Source organism: Paraburkholderia bryophila (genome assembly GCF_013409255.1).
GTDB lineage: Bacteria > Pseudomonadota > Gammaproteobacteria > Burkholderiales > Burkholderiaceae > Paraburkholderia.
Window position 1 is genome coordinate 3213181 of sequence record NZ_JACCAS010000001.1, and the last position, 18300, is coordinate 3231480.

The 18300-nt window shown below is 64.9% G+C and carries 20 protein-coding genes and 1 riboswitch; of the genes, 16 read left to right on the plus strand and 4 right to left on the minus strand.

Going from position 1 to position 18300, the window contains the following annotated elements; genetic code table 11:
• Positions 1-87: 87 nt before the first annotated feature.
• From GGD40_RS14335 to GGD40_RS14350, 4 genes are all read right to left on the minus strand, one after another.
• Positions 88-738, minus strand: coding sequence for a hypothetical protein (locus tag GGD40_RS14335; RefSeq protein WP_179744043.1), 651 nt, complete (start codon positions 736-738; stop codon positions 88-90).
• Positions 739-856: 118 nt separating this feature from the next.
• Positions 857-1321, minus strand: a complete 465-nt coding sequence (locus tag GGD40_RS14340; RefSeq protein WP_179744044.1) for a hypothetical protein — start codon at positions 1319-1321, stop codon at positions 857-859.
• Between the two features lie 171 nt (positions 1322-1492).
• Positions 1493-2275, minus strand: coding sequence for an SDR family NAD(P)-dependent oxidoreductase (locus GGD40_RS14345; RefSeq protein WP_179744045.1), 783 nt, complete (start codon positions 2273-2275; stop codon positions 1493-1495).
• Positions 2272-4023 carry an ABC transporter ATP-binding protein/permease gene (locus GGD40_RS14350; RefSeq protein WP_179744046.1) on the minus strand — a complete coding sequence of 584 codons (1752 nt, stop codon included), beginning with the start codon at positions 4021-4023 and terminating at the stop codon, positions 2272-2274. Before GGD40_RS14350 ends, GGD40_RS14345 begins: the two co-directional genes overlap by 4 nt.
• A gap of 328 nt (positions 4024-4351) precedes the next feature.
• Positions 4352-4476: riboswitch (TPP riboswitch) on the plus strand.
• A gap of 229 nt (positions 4477-4705) precedes the next feature.
• Between GGD40_RS14350 and GGD40_RS14355 the strand changes: the two genes are divergently transcribed.
• The 16 genes from GGD40_RS14355 (at position 4706) to hisD (ending at position 18106) form a co-directional block, all read left to right on the plus strand.
• The gene (locus GGD40_RS14355) at positions 4706-5836 is read left to right on the plus strand and encodes an FAD-dependent oxidoreductase (RefSeq protein WP_179708046.1); all 1131 of its coding nucleotides are present in this window, start codon (positions 4706-4708) and stop codon (positions 5834-5836) included.
• A gap of 100 nt (positions 5837-5936) precedes the next feature.
• On the plus strand, positions 5937-6134 hold the full coding sequence (gene thiS / locus GGD40_RS14360) for a sulfur carrier protein ThiS (protein ID WP_035554838.1): 198 nt from the start codon (positions 5937-5939) through the stop codon (positions 6132-6134).
• Positions 6135-6209: 75 nt separating this feature from the next.
• Positions 6210-7025, plus strand: a complete 816-nt coding sequence (locus GGD40_RS14365) for a thiazole synthase (protein ID WP_179744949.1) — start codon at positions 6210-6212, stop codon at positions 7023-7025.
• Entirely contained in the window at positions 7022-8125 is a 1104-nt protein-coding gene (gene thiE, locus GGD40_RS14370; protein WP_179744047.1) for a thiamine phosphate synthase, read from the plus strand. The genes GGD40_RS14365 and thiE overlap by 4 nt, the downstream gene beginning before the upstream one ends.
• A 100-nt stretch (positions 8126-8225) precedes the next feature.
• Positions 8226-9047: an ABC transporter ATP-binding protein gene (locus GGD40_RS14375; RefSeq protein ID WP_179708051.1), complete on the plus strand. Its 822-nt coding sequence runs from the start codon at positions 8226-8228 to the stop codon at positions 9045-9047.
• The gene (gene mlaE / locus GGD40_RS14380; protein WP_179708053.1) at positions 9044-9811 is read left to right on the plus strand and encodes a lipid asymmetry maintenance ABC transporter permease subunit MlaE; all 768 of its coding nucleotides are present in this window, start codon (positions 9044-9046) and stop codon (positions 9809-9811) included. The genes GGD40_RS14375 and mlaE overlap by 4 nt, the downstream gene beginning before the upstream one ends.
• A 92-nt stretch (positions 9812-9903) precedes the next feature.
• Positions 9904-10455 carry an outer membrane lipid asymmetry maintenance protein MlaD gene (mlaD, locus tag GGD40_RS14385; protein ID WP_035562635.1) on the plus strand — a complete coding sequence of 184 codons (552 nt, stop codon included), beginning with the start codon at positions 9904-9906 and terminating at the stop codon, positions 10453-10455.
• Between the two features lie 12 nt (positions 10456-10467).
• A complete protein-coding gene (locus GGD40_RS14390; protein WP_179744048.1) occupies positions 10468-11499 on the plus strand; it encodes an MlaA family lipoprotein in 1032 nt (343 codons plus the stop codon).
• A 114-nt stretch (positions 11500-11613) separates the two neighbouring features.
• The gene (locus GGD40_RS14395) at positions 11614-12246 is read left to right on the plus strand and encodes an MlaC/ttg2D family ABC transporter substrate-binding protein (protein WP_179744049.1); all 633 of its coding nucleotides are present in this window, start codon (positions 11614-11616) and stop codon (positions 12244-12246) included.
• A complete protein-coding gene (locus GGD40_RS14400; RefSeq protein ID WP_035554852.1) occupies positions 12243-12536 on the plus strand; it encodes an STAS domain-containing protein in 294 nt (97 codons plus the stop codon). The genes GGD40_RS14395 and GGD40_RS14400 overlap by 4 nt, the downstream gene beginning before the upstream one ends.
• 169 nt (positions 12537-12705) lie before the next feature.
• A complete protein-coding gene (locus GGD40_RS14405) occupies positions 12706-13638 on the plus strand; it encodes an ABC transporter ATP-binding protein (RefSeq protein WP_179744050.1) in 933 nt (310 codons plus the stop codon).
• Entirely contained in the window at positions 13635-14390 is a 756-nt protein-coding gene (locus GGD40_RS14410) for an ABC transporter permease (RefSeq protein WP_035554858.1), read from the plus strand. The genes GGD40_RS14405 and GGD40_RS14410 overlap by 4 nt, the downstream gene beginning before the upstream one ends.
• Positions 14391-14404: 14 nt before the next feature.
• The gene (locus tag GGD40_RS14415; protein ID WP_035554861.1) at positions 14405-14644 is read left to right on the plus strand and encodes a BolA family protein; all 240 of its coding nucleotides are present in this window, start codon (positions 14405-14407) and stop codon (positions 14642-14644) included.
• 111 nt (positions 14645-14755) lie between these two features.
• Complete coding sequence (gene murA / locus GGD40_RS14420) at positions 14756-16018, plus strand: UDP-N-acetylglucosamine 1-carboxyvinyltransferase (protein WP_179744051.1); 1263 nt, start codon at positions 14756-14758, stop codon at positions 16016-16018.
• Positions 16015-16701, plus strand: a complete 687-nt coding sequence (gene hisG / locus GGD40_RS14425) for an ATP phosphoribosyltransferase (protein ID WP_179708062.1) — start codon at positions 16015-16017, stop codon at positions 16699-16701. Before murA ends, hisG begins: the two co-directional genes overlap by 4 nt.
• Before the next feature lie 73 nt (positions 16702-16774).
• Entirely contained in the window at positions 16775-18106 is a 1332-nt protein-coding gene (gene hisD / locus GGD40_RS14430; RefSeq protein WP_179744052.1) for a histidinol dehydrogenase, read from the plus strand.
• The last annotated feature ends 194 nt before the right edge of the window (positions 18107-18300 follow it).

The following is an 18300-nucleotide window of genomic DNA, read 5'->3' on the forward strand; positions in this document are numbered from 1 at the left end:
CATCTTAGTGATCGACACGGACCGCGCAAAGTGCGTAACGCTTTCGAATCCTTTCCCGTGTAAGAGACGGCAAGCAGCGTGCTGCGGCTAGTTCGCCTGCGAGGTCTGAATGGTCTGCATCGACTGGCGCGCGAAGTCGCTCTGATCGACCACCATCCGTTCGATCAGACCATTGAGCTTGGTCGACGCCGACGAAAAGCGGTCAGTGTTGAGCCCGCCGGTCTGATAGCGCGCGGTGACGAGAATGCGGCCGTTCTGGATCAGCGTCAGATCGATGATCGACAGGTACTGGATCGATTCGTCGCTGAACGAGCGGCGGCCGTAGTCGATCGCGGCGTTGTAGACGAGCCGCGCTTCGCAACCGGCGGGCGAGGTGCCCGGATTGTAGACATCCGAACGAATGCCGCGCCGGTCGAGCGCGAGTTGCAACGCCGGCACGAAATCGCCGACCGACACCGTCTGATTCACCTCGATGCAGACGTTGTGCACATCGGCCGGCCGGCCGTTGACGAAGGTGGGCGACGAGTAATTCGCCGCGATCGCGTAGCCGGCCTGAATCACCGAGCCGGTGGCATCGGCGGCCTGGATCAGTGTCCACGCGCAGCCGTTCAGGCCGGCCGCCAGCATCGCGCCGACGGCCAGCCGCGCGCACGGCCGCCGCGTGACGAGCCACGCGGTGCACGCAGCGCGTGAAGCTCGCGTGAAGATGGCGGCGCGCATGCTCGGCATGAAGGTCATGAGACGGTGCCTGGTGGCGGTCAAAGGAGGCGGCCGTGCAGCGCGCAGCGCGGTGAATCGTGACGGCCGGCGGTGTGAGCGTTCGGGCTCGGGCTCAGATGCAGTTGCGGGTTCACGCTCAGCGCGTGACGCGCAGGCGCAATTCGTTCTGCCCTTGCACGTTCGCCGTGACGCTGACGCGTCGCGCCGTGGCGGTCGTCACGATGAAATGCTGACGCGTCGGCGTGTTGAGGTCATGCACGACGTTCGGGAAGCAGGCCGCAATATCGGCGCCGAATTCTTCGAGCGGATCGGTGACCACGCCGTCGGCTTGCCAATGCGCGCGCCAGTGGCAGTCGTACGCGTGCTGGCTGGCGCGGCAGTCGTCCGCGTCCGACAAGCCCGGCAGCCGAGCGGCCGGTTGCGCCTGCAACTGTTTGAAGTCGCTTGTGTCGACGATATGTCTGAGCGCCGGGCATACGTCCGCGGGTTCGTCGGTCTGGGTGGTTTGCGCGGCGTGCGCGGCACTCGTCAGCAGCAGCGCTGCGCCAACAGCCAGCGCGAGGCGGCGGGTCAAAGGATAGGAGCGGCGATCGAATGACATGAGCGAAGAGTCCAGTAGCGTTGAATGACATGGCGTGCCACACGAGGTTTGGCACGCCTGGCTATCGTCGCTGGAGGAGCACGTGTTCAAAGCGCGGAACAGCTTGTCGGCTTCGCAAATGCTTTCGAACTCTTTGCGGGTCTTTCTGGATGTTGCGGCAGTGGGTGTTGTTCAGCCCAACGTGAGGCCGCCGTCGACGTGAATCACCTGGCCGGTGATATGCCGTGCTTCATCGGAGAGCAGGAACGCGATCAGCGCGGCGATATCGGCGGGTTCGGCGACGTGGCCCAGCGGCGTCGCTTGCGCCGCGTGTTGCCACACCGATACGTTATCGGCACTCGGGCCGCGATCTTTACGGGTATAACCCGGCGCCACGCAATTCACGGTCACGCCATGCGGCGCAAGTTCGGCCGCCGCCGTTTTCGCTAACGACTCCAGCGCCGCTTTCGCCGCCGCCGTCGCGGCAAACGGCGCATCCGCGCGATAGCGGTGGGCGACGAACGAACTGAGCGCGACCACGCGGCCGCGCTTCGACGTTTCCAGCGCGGGCGAAGCGCGTTTGACGAGCGCCGCGAACGCCGCCGGCATGGCGGCCCAGGCGGCGCTGAACGTATCGGGATCGAGCGCGTGCAGCGTTTGCCGCTGAGCGTGGCCCGCATTGGCGACCAGTTGATCGAGTGCGCCGAAGCTGGTCAGCGTTTGATGGATCAGATGTTCCGCCGCACCACGCTCGGCAAGGTCGGCGCACAGCGTTGCGCACTGCGCGCCGCTCGAATGGCAATCTGCGGCCACTTGAGCGAGGCGTTCGCGCGACGCTTCGTCGGCGCCGCGTGCGTGCAGCATCAGGGCAGTACGCGGCGCGGCGATGCGCCGGGCCAGTGCCGCGCCGATGCCGGAGCCCGCGCCGGTGATCAGCACGACGCGATCGAAGCCGGCGGGACTCGGCACGCTCATGCCGCGACCGCTTCGCCGGAACGTTCGACGTCGAGCGTTTCGTCGTGGTACGCCGCCAGCGACTCGCGATGCGCGACGCTGACGATCGCCGCTTTCGGCAGGCGCTCGGTGAACAGACGGTAGAGCCGCGCTTCGTTTTCGGCGTCGAGCGCGCTGGTTGCTTCGTCGAGGAACAGATAGTCCGGCTTGTGCAGCAGCACGCGCGCGGCGGCGAGACGCTGCTGTTCGCCCGGCGACAGAATGCGGGTCCAGTGCCCCGATTCCGCCAGCCGGTCGACGTACTCCGACAGATGGCAGGTGGTCAGCGCTTCGCGGCATTCGTCGTCCGTATAGGTGTCGGCCGAGGACGGGTAGGCGAGCGCCGCCTTCAGCGTGCCGATCGGCATGTAGCTGACCTGCGGAATAAACATCATGCGGGCGTTCACCGGCGCGTCGATCGAGCCGTCGCCGAACGGCCACAGGCCGGCCAGCGCGCGCATCAACGTGCTCTTGCCCGAACCGGACGGACCGCGCACCAGCCAGCGCGAGCCCGGCTGGATCGCGATATCGCGAATGCGCGACAGCGGATTGCCGTTCGGCAGCGCGAGCTTGAGGCCTTCGGTGGAGAGCTTGTCGGCGTCGACGTAATGCAGGTTGATACCGCCATGCTCGGTGGCCGGCGAAACCGATTCCTTAAAGTGCGGCGAATGCAGGATGCGCTTGAATTCACGCAACCGGTTCACGGTGGCGCGCCATTCGACCAGGCTGCCGTAACTGTTGATGAACCACGAGAACGAATCGCTGACGGTGCCGAACGCGCTGGAGATCTGCATCAGCACGCCGAACGTGAAGGCACCGGCGAAGTAGCGCGGCGCGGCGACCACCAGCGGAAAGATGATCGCGATCTGGCCGTAGAAGCTCAGCACGAAGGTGAGCCGCTTGGTGTACTTCATCACCTGCCACCAGTTGTCGCGGATGCGCCCAAACAGCGAGTGCGTGCTCGCCTTCTCCGTTTCCATGCCGTTGTAGAAGGCGATCTGTTCGGCGTTTTCACGCAGACGGATCAGGCCGAAACGGAAGTCCGCCTCGACTTTCTGCGCCTGGTAGTTGATCGGCACGAGCGGATGGCCGACCTTCTGGATGATCAGCGAGCCGACCACCGCATAGAGCGCCGCGGCCCAGACCATGTAGCCGGGAATCTGCACCGGCATGCCGCCGAGCGAGACGGTCAGGGCGCCGCCGATCGTCCACAGGATCGTGATGAACGACACCAGCGTGACGACCGTGGAGAGCAGGTCGAGCGTCAGGGACAGCGTGGTGGTGGCGAACGATTGCAGGTCGTCGCTGATCCGCTGGTCGGGGTTGTCGGCGAGGCGGTCGCGTTCGATCCGGTAGAACGCGCTGTCGTGCATCCACTCGTTCAGATAGCGCGTGGTCAGCCACTGGCGCCAGCGGAAGCCGAGCATCTGGCGCAGATACCGCCCGTACACCGCGAGGATGATGAAGGCGAACGCGAGGACCGAGAACACCATCAGCAGGTGCGGGAAATCGTGCACGTTCTTGGTCTGCAGCGCGTTGTAGAAGTCGGCGCTCCAGCGGTTCAGGCGCACGTTGATCCACACGACCAGCAGGTTCATCACGATGATCGCGATGAGCAGGCCCCAGGCGGTTTTTCGTTCTTCGGAGACCCAGTAGGGTTTGATCAGGCTCCAGGCGGAGATTTTTTCGTCCGGCGGCAGCGCGGGGCTGGCTGAGGTATTCGGTGTCATGAGCATCCTGATGAAGTGCTGGCCTGCATGCCCGGGCGTCGTGCTCGACGAACGCTCGTCCGGGCGAGCGTCCGATTCTGGCGCGCAGCCCTTAAGCGAAAATTAATTTGCGCCAGAAGGCTTCGCTGCCATGCTCCGACGGCGCGGGCGGCGGTTCATAAGATTCGCGTCGGACGCGCCGTGCCGTCGTGGCATGGGCTCGTTGCATTGTGCCAGAGCGCCGCGCCGGGCCGCATCGGCAACATAAAAGAAGGTGCCGGATCAAACTCCGCTCGAACACGCCGGGCGCTGGTTTGCGGGCGCTGCGGCTTTTATGGTCTAATGGCCTTCGACGAAACAGGGGTGCTTTGCCCACAGGCGCGCATGATTTTCATGCCGTAGCGGCAAGGCTGAGAGAGACCCTTTGCACCCGATCCGGGTAATACCGGCGCGGGAAGTTTCCGGAAGCAGCCAGTCTTCCATTCCCCGCCGGGGTGGCGTACGTCATCAGAACGTGCGTCGTGCCCGGCCGGCCTCACCCGCCGGTTTCGTCCTGGGTACGTGCGTTTTTTTTGCCGTACGGAAAGGACTCGATGACCGCCTATTCTTCAGTTATGTGTTTTGCTCTTCGTCGCGCCGCTGCCGGCGCGCTGTGCTTTAGCCTGTTTCGCCCGATTGAACATCGTGAAGCGGAGCGTGCGCAATGAGCCGTTCCGCGCAACCCGATTTCGCTGTTCTCGGTGGCGGCCTGTGCGGCCGGCTGGTCGCGTGGCGTCTGGCGGGCCAAGGGCATCGCGTGGCGCTGTATGAGCGTGGCGACGCCGCTGGTTCGCAAGCGGCAGCGTGGGTCGCCGCCGCGATGCTGGCGCCGCTCGCCGAAGCCGCCAGCGCCGAGTTGCTGATCACCCGCCTCGGCGCGAGTTCGCTCGATACGTGGCCGCAAGTGCTGGCCGAGTTACCCGAGCCGGTGTTCTTCCAGCGCAATGGCACGCTGGTGGTCTGGCATCATGCCGACCGCACCGAAGCGCCGCTGTTCGAACGCCGGGTGCGCTCGAATGCACCGGCTGACTTGCTGGACGGCGGCTTCGTCACGCTGGCCGGCGCGCAGCTCGGCGCCGCCGAGCCCGCGTTGGCCGGACGCTTCAACCAGGGCTGGCTGTTGCCGCGCGAAGGTCAACTGGATAATCGCCAGGTGCTGGCCGCGCTGGCCGCGGGCCTCGCACAACGCGGTGTCGAGACGCACTGGAACACACCGGTCGACGACCATTCGCTGCCGCCCGCGCGCATCACGATCGACTGCCGCGGTCTCGGCGCGAAGCCGGTGCTGCCCACGTTGCGCGGCATTCGCGGCGAAGTCGCGCGAGTGCACGCGCCCGGTATCAAACTGACGCGTCCGGTGCGCTTGCTGCATCCGCGTTACCCGCTGTATATCGCGCCGAAGCAGGACGATCTCTACGTGATCGGCGCCACCGAAGTCGAAGGTGAGGACATGTCGCCGGTCAGCGTGCGCTCGGCGCTCGAACTGCTGAGCGCGGCGTTTTCCGTTCACCCTGGCTTCGGCGAGGCTCGTATCCTCGAACTGAATTCGCAGTGCCGCCCGACGTTGCCGGACCACCGTCCGGCTTTGCTGTGGGATGGCGCGCAGACACTGCGCGTGAACGGCCTGTACCGGCACGGCTACATGATCGTGCCCGAAGTCGCCGACGAAGCCGTGCGCTTCGCCGCGGCGCTGCTCGACGGCCGGATCGGCGACGCCGATGCGTTCGCCGACTGGCAACGCGACGCGCGCTGGAGCGAACTGTTCCAGCTGGATTCCACGCGGGAGCCGGCATGAGCGTTGCGCGATTTGTCGTGTCCGGCCTGACGGTCCTGGACACGCCTTAACGCTGCACACTGTGTTGCTCCCGCCATCGATTGAACCGTATTCGAACACCATGAACATTCATATCAATCAGAAGCCGTTGTCGTTGCCCGAGGGCGCGACGGTCGCCGATGCGCTCGTCGCGTTCGGCGCTCGGCCGCCGTTCGCGGTCGCGCTGAACGGCGATTTCGTGGCGCGCACCCAGCATGCGGCGCGCGCGCTGCAGCCCGGCGACAAGCTCGACGTCGTGCAACCCGTGGCCGGCGGTTAAGCCCGCCGCTTACACCGCGTAAAGCTACCTACCGCTACGCCTCGCCACGACCTGCCGGAGACAAGGACAATGCCCATCACTTCCCCCCAAACCGCCGACGCGCTCACGCTCTACGGCGAAACCTTCGCGAGCCGCGTACTGCTCGGCACCTCGCGCTATCCGTCGCTGCAATCGCTGTCCGATTCGATCGACGCCGCGCGCCCCGGCATGGTGACCGTCGCGCTGCGCCGGCAGATGAACGAAGGTGGCGCCGAAGCCGGTTTCTTCGATCTGCTCAAGCGCCACGGCGTGCCGTTGCTGCCGAACACGGCCGGCTGCCTGAGCGTCGGCGAGGCAGTCACGACCGCGCACATGGCGCGCGAAATTTTCGAAACCGACTGGATCAAGCTCGAACTGATCGGCGACGACTACACGCTGCAGCCCGACCCGATCGGTCTGATCGAAGCGGCCGCGCAACTCGTCAAAGACGGCTTCAAGGTGCTGCCGTACTGCACCGAAGATCTGGTGATCGGCCGCCGTCTGCTGGATGCCGGCTGTGAAGCGCTGATGCCGTGGGGCGCGCCGATCGGCACTGGCAAGGGCGTGATCAATCCTTACGGCTTGCGGATGTTGCGCGAGCGGTTGCCGGACGTGCCGCTGATCGTCGACGCGGGGCTCGGCGTGCCGTCGCACGCGGCGCAAGTGATGGAATGGGGTTTCGACGGCGTGTTGCTGAACACGGCCGTGTCGCAAGCCACGCATCCCGATGCGATGGCGCGGGCCTTCGCGCTGGGTGTCGAAGCGGGTCGCCAGGCTTTTCTGGCGGGGCCCATGGCCGAGCGCGAAAGCGCGCACGCCAGCACGCCGGTGGTCGGCATGCCGTTCTGGCACCAGGACGGAGGCGGCGCATGACGCAGACTTTGGCCTTGGCGGGCCGCGACCTGTTCTGGCCGCCCGCCGACGAACTGACGGAAGCCGCCGAGCGGATTCGCGCCCGCCTCGGCGACTGGCCGCCGACCCACGCGCCGTGGCGCATCTGTCTGACCGCGCCGGACGAGCCGAACGGCGGCGACCTGATCGTGATCGCCGACGCGCAGCAGCACGGTGAGCAGGTGGCGCGCTGGCAGGTGCGGGGCGCCGGTGTGATCGAGGCCGCGCAGAACCGGGCGGTGCTTCATCTGGGCGGCGAAACTTACCGTCTGGAAGGCCATCTGTCGGAAGACTGGATCGCCGCGCTGGCCGCGTTTCTGGATTGCGGTTTCGATCCGCACGACGCGCTGGTGTTGGCGCTCGCCTGGCGTGACGGCGACGAAACCCGCGCCAACGACGCCTTTCCGTCCGATCTCAGCCATTTCCCGCGCCTCGGCGGTTTGCCGGGCGCGCCGGAGCCGGCCTTTCCGTCGTGCCCGCCGCGGCTCGGTCTGTATCCAGTGCTGCCGAGCGGGGAATGGGTCGAGCGGGTGGCCGGCTTCGGCGTGAAGACGATCCAGTTGCGCCACAAGTCGGCCGAACCCGCCGACGAGCTAAAGCGCGAGATCGCGCTGAGCGTGGCGGCCGGTCGTCGGCACGACGCCCAGGTGTTCATCAACGATCACTGGCAAGCCGCGCTCGACGCGGGCGCCTATGGCGTCCACCTCGGCCAGGAAGACGTGCACACCGCCGATCTGGCGGCGCTCGCCGCCGGCGGCATTCGCCTCGGCCTGTCCACACACGGTTTCTACGAGATTCTGAGGGCACTGCATTTCCGCCCCAGCTACATCGCGGTGGGCGCGGTGTTCGCGACCACCACCAAGGCCATTCCGACCGCGCCGCAGGGACTCAAACGTCTGGCGCGTTATGTGCGCCTGCTCGACGGCGTCGTGCCGCTGGTGGCGATCGGCGGTATCGACCTGCAGGTGCTGCCCGACGTGCTGGCCACCGGCGTGGGCGGCGCGGCCGTGGTGCGCGCGGTGACCGAAGCGTCTGATCCTGGCGCCGCCGTTTCTGCACTGCAACACGCGTTTACGCAATAATCGTCACGCTTGGTAAAGGGACAGGGCACCTCACGGCAACTTTTGCATGATGGCCCTATAATTCGGCCTTCCGTTTCCGTGTAAAAGGACTGTCAGTTTCGTGTCTTCCTCCCCCGAGACCTTACTCGAGCTGCGCGACGTCGACTTCGGTTATGGCGACCGGCTCGTTCTGTCGAACCTGAACCTGCGCTTCAAGCGCGGCCAGGTGGTGGCCGTCATGGGCGGCTCGGGTTGCGGCAAGACCACGGTGCTGCGTCTGATCGGCGGTCTGGTGCGCGCGCAGCGCGGCCAGATCCTGTTCCAGGACCAGGACGTCGGCCAGCAAACGCGCGACGGCCTGTACGCGCTGCGCCGCAAGATGGGCATGCTGTTCCAGTTCGGCGCGTTGTTCACCGACATGTCCGTGTTCGAAAACGTGGCCTTCGCGCTGCGCGAGCACACCGATCTTCCCGAAGACCTGCTGCGCGACCTCGTGCTGATGAAGCTCAACGCAGTCGGCTTGCGCGGCGCGCGCGACCTGCTGCCGTCGGAGATTTCGGGCGGCATGGCGCGGCGGGTGGCGCTGGCGCGCGCCATTGCGCTCGACCCCGAATTGATGATGTACGACGAGCCGTTCGCCGGCCTCGATCCGATTTCGCTCGGCATTACCGCGAACCTGATTCGCGCGCTGAATCAGGCGCTGGGCGCGACCTCGATCCTCGTCACGCACGACGTGCCGGAGTCGTTCGCGATCGCCGATTACGTGTATTTCCTCGCCAACGGCGGCGTGCACGCCGAAGGCACGCCCGAGGAATTGCGTGCCTCGACCGATGCCACGGTGCGCCAGTTCATCGACGGTGCGCCGGACGGCCCGTTCAAATTCCATTACCCCAGCAAGACGCCGCTCGCGGCGGACTTCGGCATCGGCGGAGGTCAGTCATGATCAGTGCGATCGGCCGCTCGGTGATCGGCGGGCTCGGCACGGCCGGCTACGCCACGCGTTTCTTTATCCGGCTGGTGCTCGAATTTTTCCCGTTGCTGCGCCGTCCGCGTCTTGTCACGAAGCAGATCCACTTCTTAGGTAATTATTCGCTGGTGATCATCGCGGTGTCGGGGTTGTTCGTCGGCTTCGTGCTTGGCTTGCAGGGTTATTACACGCTCAACCGCTACGGCTCCGAGCAGGCGCTTGGGCTGCTGGTCGCGCTGTCGCTGGTGCGCGAACTCGGGCCGGTGGTCACGGCGCTGCTGTTCGCAGGCCGCGCGGGGACGTCGCTGACGGCCGAAATCGGCCTGATGAAGGCGGGCGAGCAACTCACGGCCATGGAAATGATGGCCGTCGACCCGGTCAAGGTCGTGGTGGCGCCGCGCCTGTGGGCCGGCATCATCGCCATGCCGGTGCTCGCGGCAATCTTCAGCGCGGTCGGTATTCTGGGTGGTTATGTGGTGGGTGTGTTGCTGATCGGCGTCGATTCCGGCGCGTTCTGGTCGCAAATGCAAGGCGGCGTCGATGTCTGGCGCGACGTTGGCGCCGGAGTCATCAAGAGCGTGGTGTTCGGCCTCGCGGTGACCTTCGTCGCGCTGTATCAAGGCTACGAAGCCAAGGCGACGCCGGAAGGCGTATCGCGCGCCACGACCAAGACGGTCGTCTATGCGTCGCTGGCGGTGCTCGGCCTCGACTTTCTGCTGACCGCACTGATGTTCAGCTAAGACTGCGTTCGCGCGTTTCCGGCCTGCGTTGCGTCATGAGGCGCGCGCGGCGGGCAGCGTTGACGGCGTGGCGGATTCACTTTGGGATGACGATGAAAAAGACTGCTCTCGACTTCTGGGTCGGCCTGTTCGTGGTGTTGGGGTTCGTGGCGTTGCTGTTTCTCGCGCTGAAGGCCGGCAACATGAGCTCGTTGTCGTTTCAGGCAACGTACCCGGTCAAGCTCAAGTTCGACAATATCGGCGGACTGAAAGCGCGCGCGCCTGTGAAGAGCGCGGGCGTGACGGTCGGCCGGGTCGCGTCGATCGGCTTCGACAGCAATGCGTACCAGGCTGTCGTCACGATCGATATCGACAAGCAATACCCGTTTCCGAAAGATACGTCGGCGAAGATCCTGACCTCGGGCCTGCTCGGCGAGCAGTACATCGGCCTTGAGCCCGGCGGCGACAGCGAAATGCTTAAAGCGGGCGACACGATCTCGATGACGCAATCGGCCATCGTGCTCGAAAACCTCATCGGACAGTTTCTGTATAGCAAGGCCGCGGATTCGGGTGCGTCCAAGCCGGGCGCGTCGCCGGCCGCACCGGCGCCCGCGCCGGCGGCTCCGGCAGCGAGCTTGCCTGCGTCCGGCGCCGCCGGCCAATAAGGAGAATAAAAAATGCAGACCTCACATACCGAGGGCGCGCGCGCCTTCCAGATCGGCAAGCTGGCGGTCGCGGCCATGCTGCTGGCCGGCTGTACCACGGTGCAGACGCCGACCAAGGGCGATCCGCTCGAAGGCTTCAACCGCACCATCTTCACCGTCAACGACAAGCTCGACCAGTACGCGTTGAAGCCGGTCGCCAAGGGCTACGTGTTCATCACGCCGCAGCCGGTGCGCGACAGCGTGACGAACTTCTTCTCGAATATCGGCGACGTCTACATCGCGGCGAACAACCTGCTGCAGTTGAAGATCACCGACGGTGTCGAAGACATCATGCGGATCGTGATCAACACGGTGTTCGGCGTGGGCGGCCTGTTCGACGTGGCGACGCTCGCGAAGCTGCCCAAGCACGACAACGACCTCGGCCTGACGCTCGGTCACTACGGCGTGCCGGCGGGGCCGTACCTGGTGCTGCCGCTGTTCGGACCGAGCACGGTGCGCGACGCGGTCGGCTCGATCGGCAATTACTATGTGAACCCGCTTAGCTACATTCATCCGGATGGGTTGAGCTGGGCGCTGTACGGCATCAACGTGGTCAACACGCGCGCGAATCTGCTGAACGCGAGCGACGTGCTGGAAGGCGCCGCGCTCGACAAGTATTCGTTCGTGCGTAACGCGTACCTGCAACGCCGCCAGTACCTGCTGTCGGACGGCAAGCAGTCGTCGTCGCTGCCGAACTACGGCGACGAAGCCCCGCTGCCCAAGTACGACGACGTCGACGGCAGCGCGGCTGCAGCCCCGGCGGGCGCACCGGGCACACAGGGTGCTGCTGCGAAAGCGGCGACGCCGCAAGCGGCTTCGGCGGCAGGCGCGGCCACGAGCACGACTACGGGCACGGCGAACAACGCGGCTGCACCTGCAGCCGCCTCTGGCACGTCCGACACGCCGCCGCTGGACTTGAACGGCGGCCCGGAAACGACGCAGATTCCGGCCGGCCAACTGGTCCCGCCGTCGCGTTTCAACTTCCCGTCATTCAAATTGCGCTGATCGTGCGGCCGTAACAGTTCGACACGACTCTCGCAGTTTGCGCGTGGATTGCCGCTGAACTCGCGTGTTAATGTCGGCTCAAACGGTTGCACTATTTATAAGGCTAGGCTCGATATGAAAAAATTCTTCCTCATTCCGTTGTTCGCTGCGTTGTTCTCCTTCGCCAGCGCCGGTGCATCGGCACAAACGGTAGATAGCAGCTCGCCAGACGGCATGATCAAGACGATCACGCAGCAAGTGATCGACGCGGTGCGCTCCGACAAGTCGATCCAGCAAGGCGACATTTCGCACATCACCAGGCTGGTCAACGAAAAGATCCTGCCTTACACGGATTTCCATCGCACCACGCAACTGGCCATGGGCCGCAACTGGCGCACGGCTACGCCCGAGCAGCAGGCGCAGATCGTCGAGCAGTTCAAGATGCTGCTGATCCGCACGTACTCGGGTGCGCTCGCACAAGTGCGCGACCAGCAGATCCAGTACAAGCCGTTCCGCATGAGCCCGGACGACACCGACACGGTGGTGCGCTCGGTCGTGATGAACAACGGCTCGCCGATCGAACTCGACTACCGTCTGTACAAGACGCCGCAAGGCTGGCGCGTGTATGACATCAACGTGCTCGGCGCTTGGCTGATCCAGGCCTATCAGCAGCAGTTCAGCGAGCAGATCCAGCAGAAGGGCGTGGATGGGCTGATCCAGTTCCTCACGCAGCGCAACCAGCAACTCGCCGCGGGCAAGCAGTCGTGAGCGAAGTGCTGAGCCCTGTCGCCAACCGCTTCGACTGCGGCGCGACCCTGACCCACGCGAGCGCGAAAGCCGCGCTCGCGGCGGGTTTGCAGCGTATCGCCGCCGGCGCGACCGGCGTGGATTGCGCGCCGCTCGCGCAGTTCGACTCGTCCGCGCTGGCTGTTTTGCTCGCATGGGAACGTGCGGCGCAAGCGCGCGGCACGCCGTTCGAGATCGTCAATCTGCCGGCTGGCCTCGCCAGCCTTGCGCACGCCTACGGCGTCGATACCCTGATATCGTCGCGACATTGACGCTCTTATAGCGTCGCGGCCAATCCCCTTGGCCGTCATGGGGCTGCTAATTTTTGCCCTATAATCAACCGTTTTTTGGGGCAAATCCGGCGACTTTGCCGGCCCCAATTCCGTCCCCCCAGCACTTTGCGCCCCCATTCAGGCGCCGCGACGCACGCGGCCCACAGTCATGTCAGCCATAGAAATTCGTAACGTCAAGAAGCGCTACAAGGACTTGCAAGCGCTCAAGGGCGTCAGCCTCACGGTGGAAGAAGGCGAGTTCTTCGGACTGCTCGGTCCGAACGGCGCGGGCAAGACGACGCTGATCAGCATACTCGCCGGTCTCGCGCGTGCCGATGAAGGCAGCATCGCGGTGCGCGGCCATGACGTCGTCAGCGATTTCCGCGACGCGCGCCGTGCGCTCGGCGTGGTGCCGCAGGAACTCGTGTTCGATCCGTTCTTCACGGTCCGCGAAACGCTGCGCATTCAGTCCGGCTACTACGGGCTGCGCAACAACGACGCGTGGATTGACGAGATCATGGCCAATCTCGATCTCACCGAGAAAGCCGACGTCAACATGCGCGCGTTGTCGGGCGGCATGAAGCGCCGTGTGCTGGTCGCGCAGGCGCTGGTGCACCGGCCGCCGGTGATCGTGCTCGACGAGCCGACCGCGGGTGTCGACGTCGAATTACGTCAGACGCTGTGGAAATTCATCTCGCGCCTGAATCGCGAAGGCCACACTATCGTGCTGACCACGCACTATCTGGAAGAGGCCGAATCGCTGTGCGACCGCATCGCGATGCTGCGGCGCGGCGAGGTGGTCGCGCTCGAGCGCACCAGCGCGCTGCTGCAGCGCTTCGCCGGTATGCAACTGTTCCTGCGTTTCGCGCAAGGCGTGCTGCCGGCTGAACTGCGCCCGCTCGAGGTGGAAAGCGGCGCGGGCAACGGCAATGGCCGTCAGCATCTGCTGCGCCTCGCGAGCTATGACGACGTCGAGCGGATTCTCGCGCAGTGCCGCGCGGCCGGCTGCACGTTCGAAGAAATCGAGGTCCGCAAGGCCGACCTGGAAGATGTGTTCGTTCAGGTAATGAACGGTCCGGAAGTGATCGAGGGGCTGGCATGAGCGGTTTCCGCACGCTGTTTTACAAAGAGCTTCTGCGGTTCTGGAAGGTGTCGTTTCAGACCGTGCTCGCGCCGGTCATTACCGCGCTGCTGTATCTGACCATCTTCGGCCATGCGTTGCGCGGTCACGTCGAGGTCTATCCGGGCGTCGAATACACGAGTTTTCTGATTCCGGGTCTCGTGATGATGAGCGTGTTGCAAAATGCGTTCGCGAACAGTTCGTCGTCGCTGATCCAGTCGAAGATCACCGGCAACCTGGTGTTCGTGCTGCTGCCGCCGCTGTCGCACTACGAGATGTTCGGCGCCTATGTGCTGGCGGCCGTGGCGCGCGGGCTCGCGGTCGGCTTCGGCGTGTTCATCGTGACGATCTGGTTCGTGCCGGTCAGCTTCAGCGCACCGCTTTACATCATCGGCTTCGCGATTTTCGGCGCGGCGATTCTCGGCACGCTTGGTCTGATCGCCGGCATCTGGGCCGAGAAATTCGACCAGTTGGCGGCGTTCCAGAACTTCCTGATCATGCCGCTCACGTTCCTGTCGGGCGTGTTTTATTCGACGCATACGCTGCCGCCGCTGTGGCGCGAAGTGTCGCGGCTGAATCCCTTTTTCTACATGATCGACGGCTTTCGCTACGGTTTCTTCGGGATGTCGGATATCAATCCGCTCGAAAGCCTCGCGATCGTTGCCGGTTTCTTTGTGGTGCTGGCCGTGATTGCGATGCGCATGCTCGCTTCCGGCTACAAACTGCGCCACTGACAGGAGCTTCTCTCATGTTGCCGACTCCCGAACAGGTCAAGCAATACATCGCGGCTGGGCTCACTTGCCAGCATCTCGAAGTCGAAGGCGACGGCCAGCATTTCTTTGCGACCATCGTTTCGCCGAGCTTCGAAGGCAAGCGTCTGATCCAGCGCCATCAACTCGTGTATGCGGCGCTCGGCGACCGCATGCGCGAAGAAATCCACGCGCTCAGCATGAAGACGCTGACGCCCGCCGAATGGCAGACCGCGTAATCTGGAAATTTAGTGCGAATTACTCAAGAAGGGCGCGACGCCGGCAGCGGCGCGTCGAACACAGTCAAAGCAGCCCCGGCCAAAGTCCAGGGCAATCAGGAAGTGACAGGCATGGATAAACTCGTCATTGAAGGCGGCTACCCGCTGTCGGGTGAGGTCGTCGTCTCGGGTGCGAAGAATGCGGCGTTGCCGATTCTGTGCGCGGCGTTGCTGACCGCTGAGCCGGTGCATCTGGAGAACGTGCCCGACCTGCAGGACGTGAGCACCATGCTCAAGTTGCTCGGCCAGATGGGCGTGCGCATCGAGAGCAGTGAAGGGCGTGTGACGCTGGACGCGTCGCAGGTCGACAACCTCGTCGCGCCCTACGAAATGGTCAAGACCATGCGTGCATCGATTCTCGTGCTCGGTCCGCTGGTGGCGCGCTTCGGCCACGCCCGCGTGTCGTTGCCGGGCGGCTGCGCCATTGGCGCGCGTCCGGTGGATCAGCACATCAAGGGTCTGCAGGCCATGGGCGCCGAGATCGCGATCGAGCACGGCTTCATCGAAGCGCGCGCAACGCGCCTGAAGGGTGCGCGGATCGTCACCGACATGATCACCGTGACCGGTACCGAGAATCTGCTGATGGCAGCGGTGCTGGCCGACGGCGAAACGGTGATCGAGAACGCGGCGCGCGAGCCGGAAGTGGTCGACCTCACGAACCTGCTGGTCGCGATGGGCGCGAAGATCGACGGCGTCGGCACCGATCGCCTCGTGATTCAGGGCGTCGAGAAGCTGCACGGCGCGAATCACACGGTGATTCCGGACCGTATCGAAGCCGGCACGTTCCTGTGCGCGGTGGCGGCCGCCGGTGGCGACGTCACGTTGCGCAAGGTGCGTCCGCTGATTCTGGAAGCCGTGACCGAAAAGCTGCGCGAAGCGGGCGTCACGATCGACGAAGGCGACGACTGGATGCGCGTGCGTATGGACAAGCGTCCGAGCGCGGTCACGTTCCGCACCTCCGAATACCCGGCGTTCCCGACCGACATGCAAGCGCAGTTCATGGCGCTGAACACGATCGCGGACGGCACCTCGCAGGTCGTCGAAACGATCTTCGAGAACCGCTTCATGCACGTGCAGGAATTGAACCGCCTCGGCGCCAGCATCACGATCGACGGTAATACCGCGCTCGTGACCGGCGTCGACAAGCTGTCCGGCGCGAAGGTCATGGCCACCGACCTGCGCGCGTCCGCGAGTCTCGTGATCGCCGCGTTGCGCGCCGAGGGTGAGACGCTGATCGATCGCATCTATCACCTCGACCGCGGTTACGACCGGATGGAAACCAAACTCACCGCCATCGGCGCGAAGGTGCGCCGTATTTCCGGGAGCCAGGCATGAGCTCGATGCCGCAAACGTCGTCGTCGCCGGCGGTGAGCGTACCGCTCACGCTGGCCTTGTCGAAAGGGCGTATCTTCGAAGAGACGCTGCCGCTGCTCGCCGCAGCCGGCATTGAAGTGACCGAAGACCCGGAAACGTCGCGCAAGCTGATTCTGCCGACTACCGACGCGAACCTGCGCGTGATCGTCGTGCGCGCTACCGACGTGCCGACCTACGTCGAATACGGCGCAGCCGACTTCGGCGTCGCGGGCAAAGACGTGCTGCTCGAACACGGCGGCAGCGGCCTGTATCAGCCGATCGACCTGGATATTGCGCGCTGCCGCATGTCGGTCGCGGTCGCGGCGGGCTTCGATTATGCGAACGCGGTGCGTCAGGGCGCACGCTTGCGCGTGGCGACCAAGTACGTGGAAACCGCCCGTGAGCATTTTGCCGCCAAGGGTGTGCACGTCGATCTGATCAAGCTGTACGGTTCGATGGAGCTGGCGCCGCTGGTGGGTCTCGCCGATGCGATCGTCGACCTGGTGAGCTCGGGCAATACGTTGCGCGCCAACAATCTTGTCGAGGTGGAGGAAATCATGGAGATTTCGTCACGCCTCGTGGTGAACCAGGCCGCGCTGAAGTTGAAGCGCGCCGCGTTGCGGCCGATTCTCGACGCGTTCGAACGCGCGACGAAAGCCGGCTGAGCAGCGCTGATAGTGCCCGATAGTGCCAGTGTGACCACGCCCTAAAGCGCGCCTTACCGAAACGGATACCCGTATGTCTATCAAGATTCGCAAACTCGATTCCACCGCACCCGACTTCCAGAAGTCGTTGCACGCGGTGCTCGCGTTCGAGGCGAGCGAAGACGAAGCAATCGAGCGCTCGGTCGCGCAAATTCTGAACGACGTGAAGGCGCGCGGCGACGCGGCGGTGCTCGAGTACACGCAGCGCTTCGACCGACTCGAAGCGAAGAGCGTCGCCGCGCTCGAATTGCCGATGTCCGAACTCGAAGCTGCGCTCGAAAGTCTCGAGCCGAAGCGCCGCGCGGCGCTCGAAGCGGCGGCGGCGCGCGTGCGCGGCTACCACGAGAAGCAGAAGATCGAATGCGGCAGCCATAGCTGGCAGTACACGGAAGCCGACGGCACGGTGCTCGGCCAGAGGGTCACACCGCTCGATCGCGCGGGTATTTATGTGCCGGGCGGCAAGGCGGCGTATCCGTCATCGGTGTTGATGAACGCGATTCCGGCGCGGGTGGCCGGCGTGCGTGAAATCGTCATGGTCGTGCCCACGCCGGACGGCGTGAAGAATCCGCTGGTGCTGGCGGCCGCGTTGCTGGGCGGCGTGGACCGTGTGTTCACGATCGGCGGCGCGCAGGCCGTGGGCGCGTTGGCCTACGGCACGGAAACGGTGCCCGCGGTCGACAAGATCTGCGGTCCGGGCAATGCGTATGTCGCGTCGGCCAAGCGTCGCGTGTTCGGCACGGTCGGCATCGACATGATCGCCGGGCCGTCGGAAATTCTCGTGCTGTGCGACGGCACCACCGACCCGCGCTGGGTCGCCATGGACCTGTTCTCGCAAGCTGAGCACGACGAACTCGCGCAATCCATTTTGCTGTGTCCGGACGACGCGTTTATCAACCGCGTGCACGACGCGATCAACGAACTGCTGCCGACCATGCCGCGCCGCGACGTGATTCTCGCGTCGCTCGAAGGACGCGGCGCGCTGATCAAGGTGCGCGACATGGCCGAAGCCTGCGCGATCGCCAACGACATCGCGCCGGAGCACCTCGAAATTTCGGCGTTGGAGCCGCATCAGTGGGGCCAACTGATCCGCCATGCCGGCGCGATCTTCCTCGGCCGCTACACGAGCGAAAGTCTCGGCGACTACTGCGCGGGCCCGAATCACGTGCTGCCTACGTCGCGCACCGCACGGTTCTCGTCGCCGCTGGGCGTCTATGATTTCTTCAAGCGTTCGAGCGTGATCGAAGTCAGCGCGGAAGGTGCGCAGACGCTCGGTGAGATCGCCGCCGAACTCGCTTACGGCGAAGGCCTGCAGGCGCATGCCCGCAGCGCCGAATACCGGATGCGGCAAAACAACGACCGCGGCTGAGTCAGGCAGAGCAGGGCAGCACGCGGCGAATCGGCCGCGCACAGCAAGGAAGCGGGCATTGCATTGCATCGAGCGGATGCCCGCGAACTTCGGCGACAGATTTCACCTGTTTTCCCGTTCAATCAAGACAACCCAGACCGGCCTGAGGCAGCCCGCGTGCCGCCGACGCCAGGCCGGAGACCTTCCCGCGACCG

Excerpts from the sequence above, each read along its gene's own strand:
- GGD40_RS14335 (WP_179744043.1), bottom strand. The coding sequence starts at position 738 with ATGACCTTCATGCCGAGCATGCGCGCCGCCATCTTCACGCGAGCTTCA.
- GGD40_RS14340 (WP_179744044.1), bottom strand. The coding sequence starts at position 1,321 with ATGTCATTCGATCGCCGCTCCTATCCTTTGACCCGCCGCCTCGCGCTG.
- GGD40_RS14345 (WP_179744045.1), bottom strand. The coding sequence starts at position 2,275 with ATGAGCGTGCCGAGTCCCGCCGGCTTCGATCGCGTCGTGCTGATCACC.
- GGD40_RS14350 (WP_179744046.1), bottom strand. The coding sequence starts at position 4,023 with ATGACACCGAATACCTCAGCCAGCCCCGCGCTGCCGCCGGACGAAAAA.
- GGD40_RS14355 (WP_179708046.1), top strand. The coding sequence starts at position 4,706 with ATGAGCCGTTCCGCGCAACCCGATTTCGCTGTTCTCGGTGGCGGCCTG.
- thiS (WP_035554838.1), top strand. The coding sequence starts at position 5,937 with ATGAACATTCATATCAATCAGAAGCCGTTGTCGTTGCCCGAGGGCGCG.
- thiE (WP_179744047.1), top strand. The coding sequence starts at position 7,022 with ATGACGCAGACTTTGGCCTTGGCGGGCCGCGACCTGTTCTGGCCGCCC.
- mlaE (WP_179708053.1), top strand. The coding sequence starts at position 9,044 with ATGATCAGTGCGATCGGCCGCTCGGTGATCGGCGGGCTCGGCACGGCC.
- mlaD (WP_035562635.1), top strand. The coding sequence starts at position 9,904 with ATGAAAAAGACTGCTCTCGACTTCTGGGTCGGCCTGTTCGTGGTGTTG.
- GGD40_RS14390 (WP_179744048.1), top strand. The coding sequence starts at position 10,468 with ATGCAGACCTCACATACCGAGGGCGCGCGCGCCTTCCAGATCGGCAAG.
- GGD40_RS14395 (WP_179744049.1), top strand. The coding sequence starts at position 11,614 with ATGAAAAAATTCTTCCTCATTCCGTTGTTCGCTGCGTTGTTCTCCTTC.
- GGD40_RS14405 (WP_179744050.1), top strand. The coding sequence starts at position 12,706 with ATGTCAGCCATAGAAATTCGTAACGTCAAGAAGCGCTACAAGGACTTG.
- GGD40_RS14410 (WP_035554858.1), top strand. The coding sequence starts at position 13,635 with ATGAGCGGTTTCCGCACGCTGTTTTACAAAGAGCTTCTGCGGTTCTGG.
- GGD40_RS14415 (WP_035554861.1), top strand. The coding sequence starts at position 14,405 with ATGTTGCCGACTCCCGAACAGGTCAAGCAATACATCGCGGCTGGGCTC.
- murA (WP_179744051.1), top strand. The coding sequence starts at position 14,756 with ATGGATAAACTCGTCATTGAAGGCGGCTACCCGCTGTCGGGTGAGGTC.
- hisG (WP_179708062.1), top strand. The coding sequence starts at position 16,015 with ATGAGCTCGATGCCGCAAACGTCGTCGTCGCCGGCGGTGAGCGTACCG.
- hisD (WP_179744052.1), top strand. The coding sequence starts at position 16,775 with ATGTCTATCAAGATTCGCAAACTCGATTCCACCGCACCCGACTTCCAG.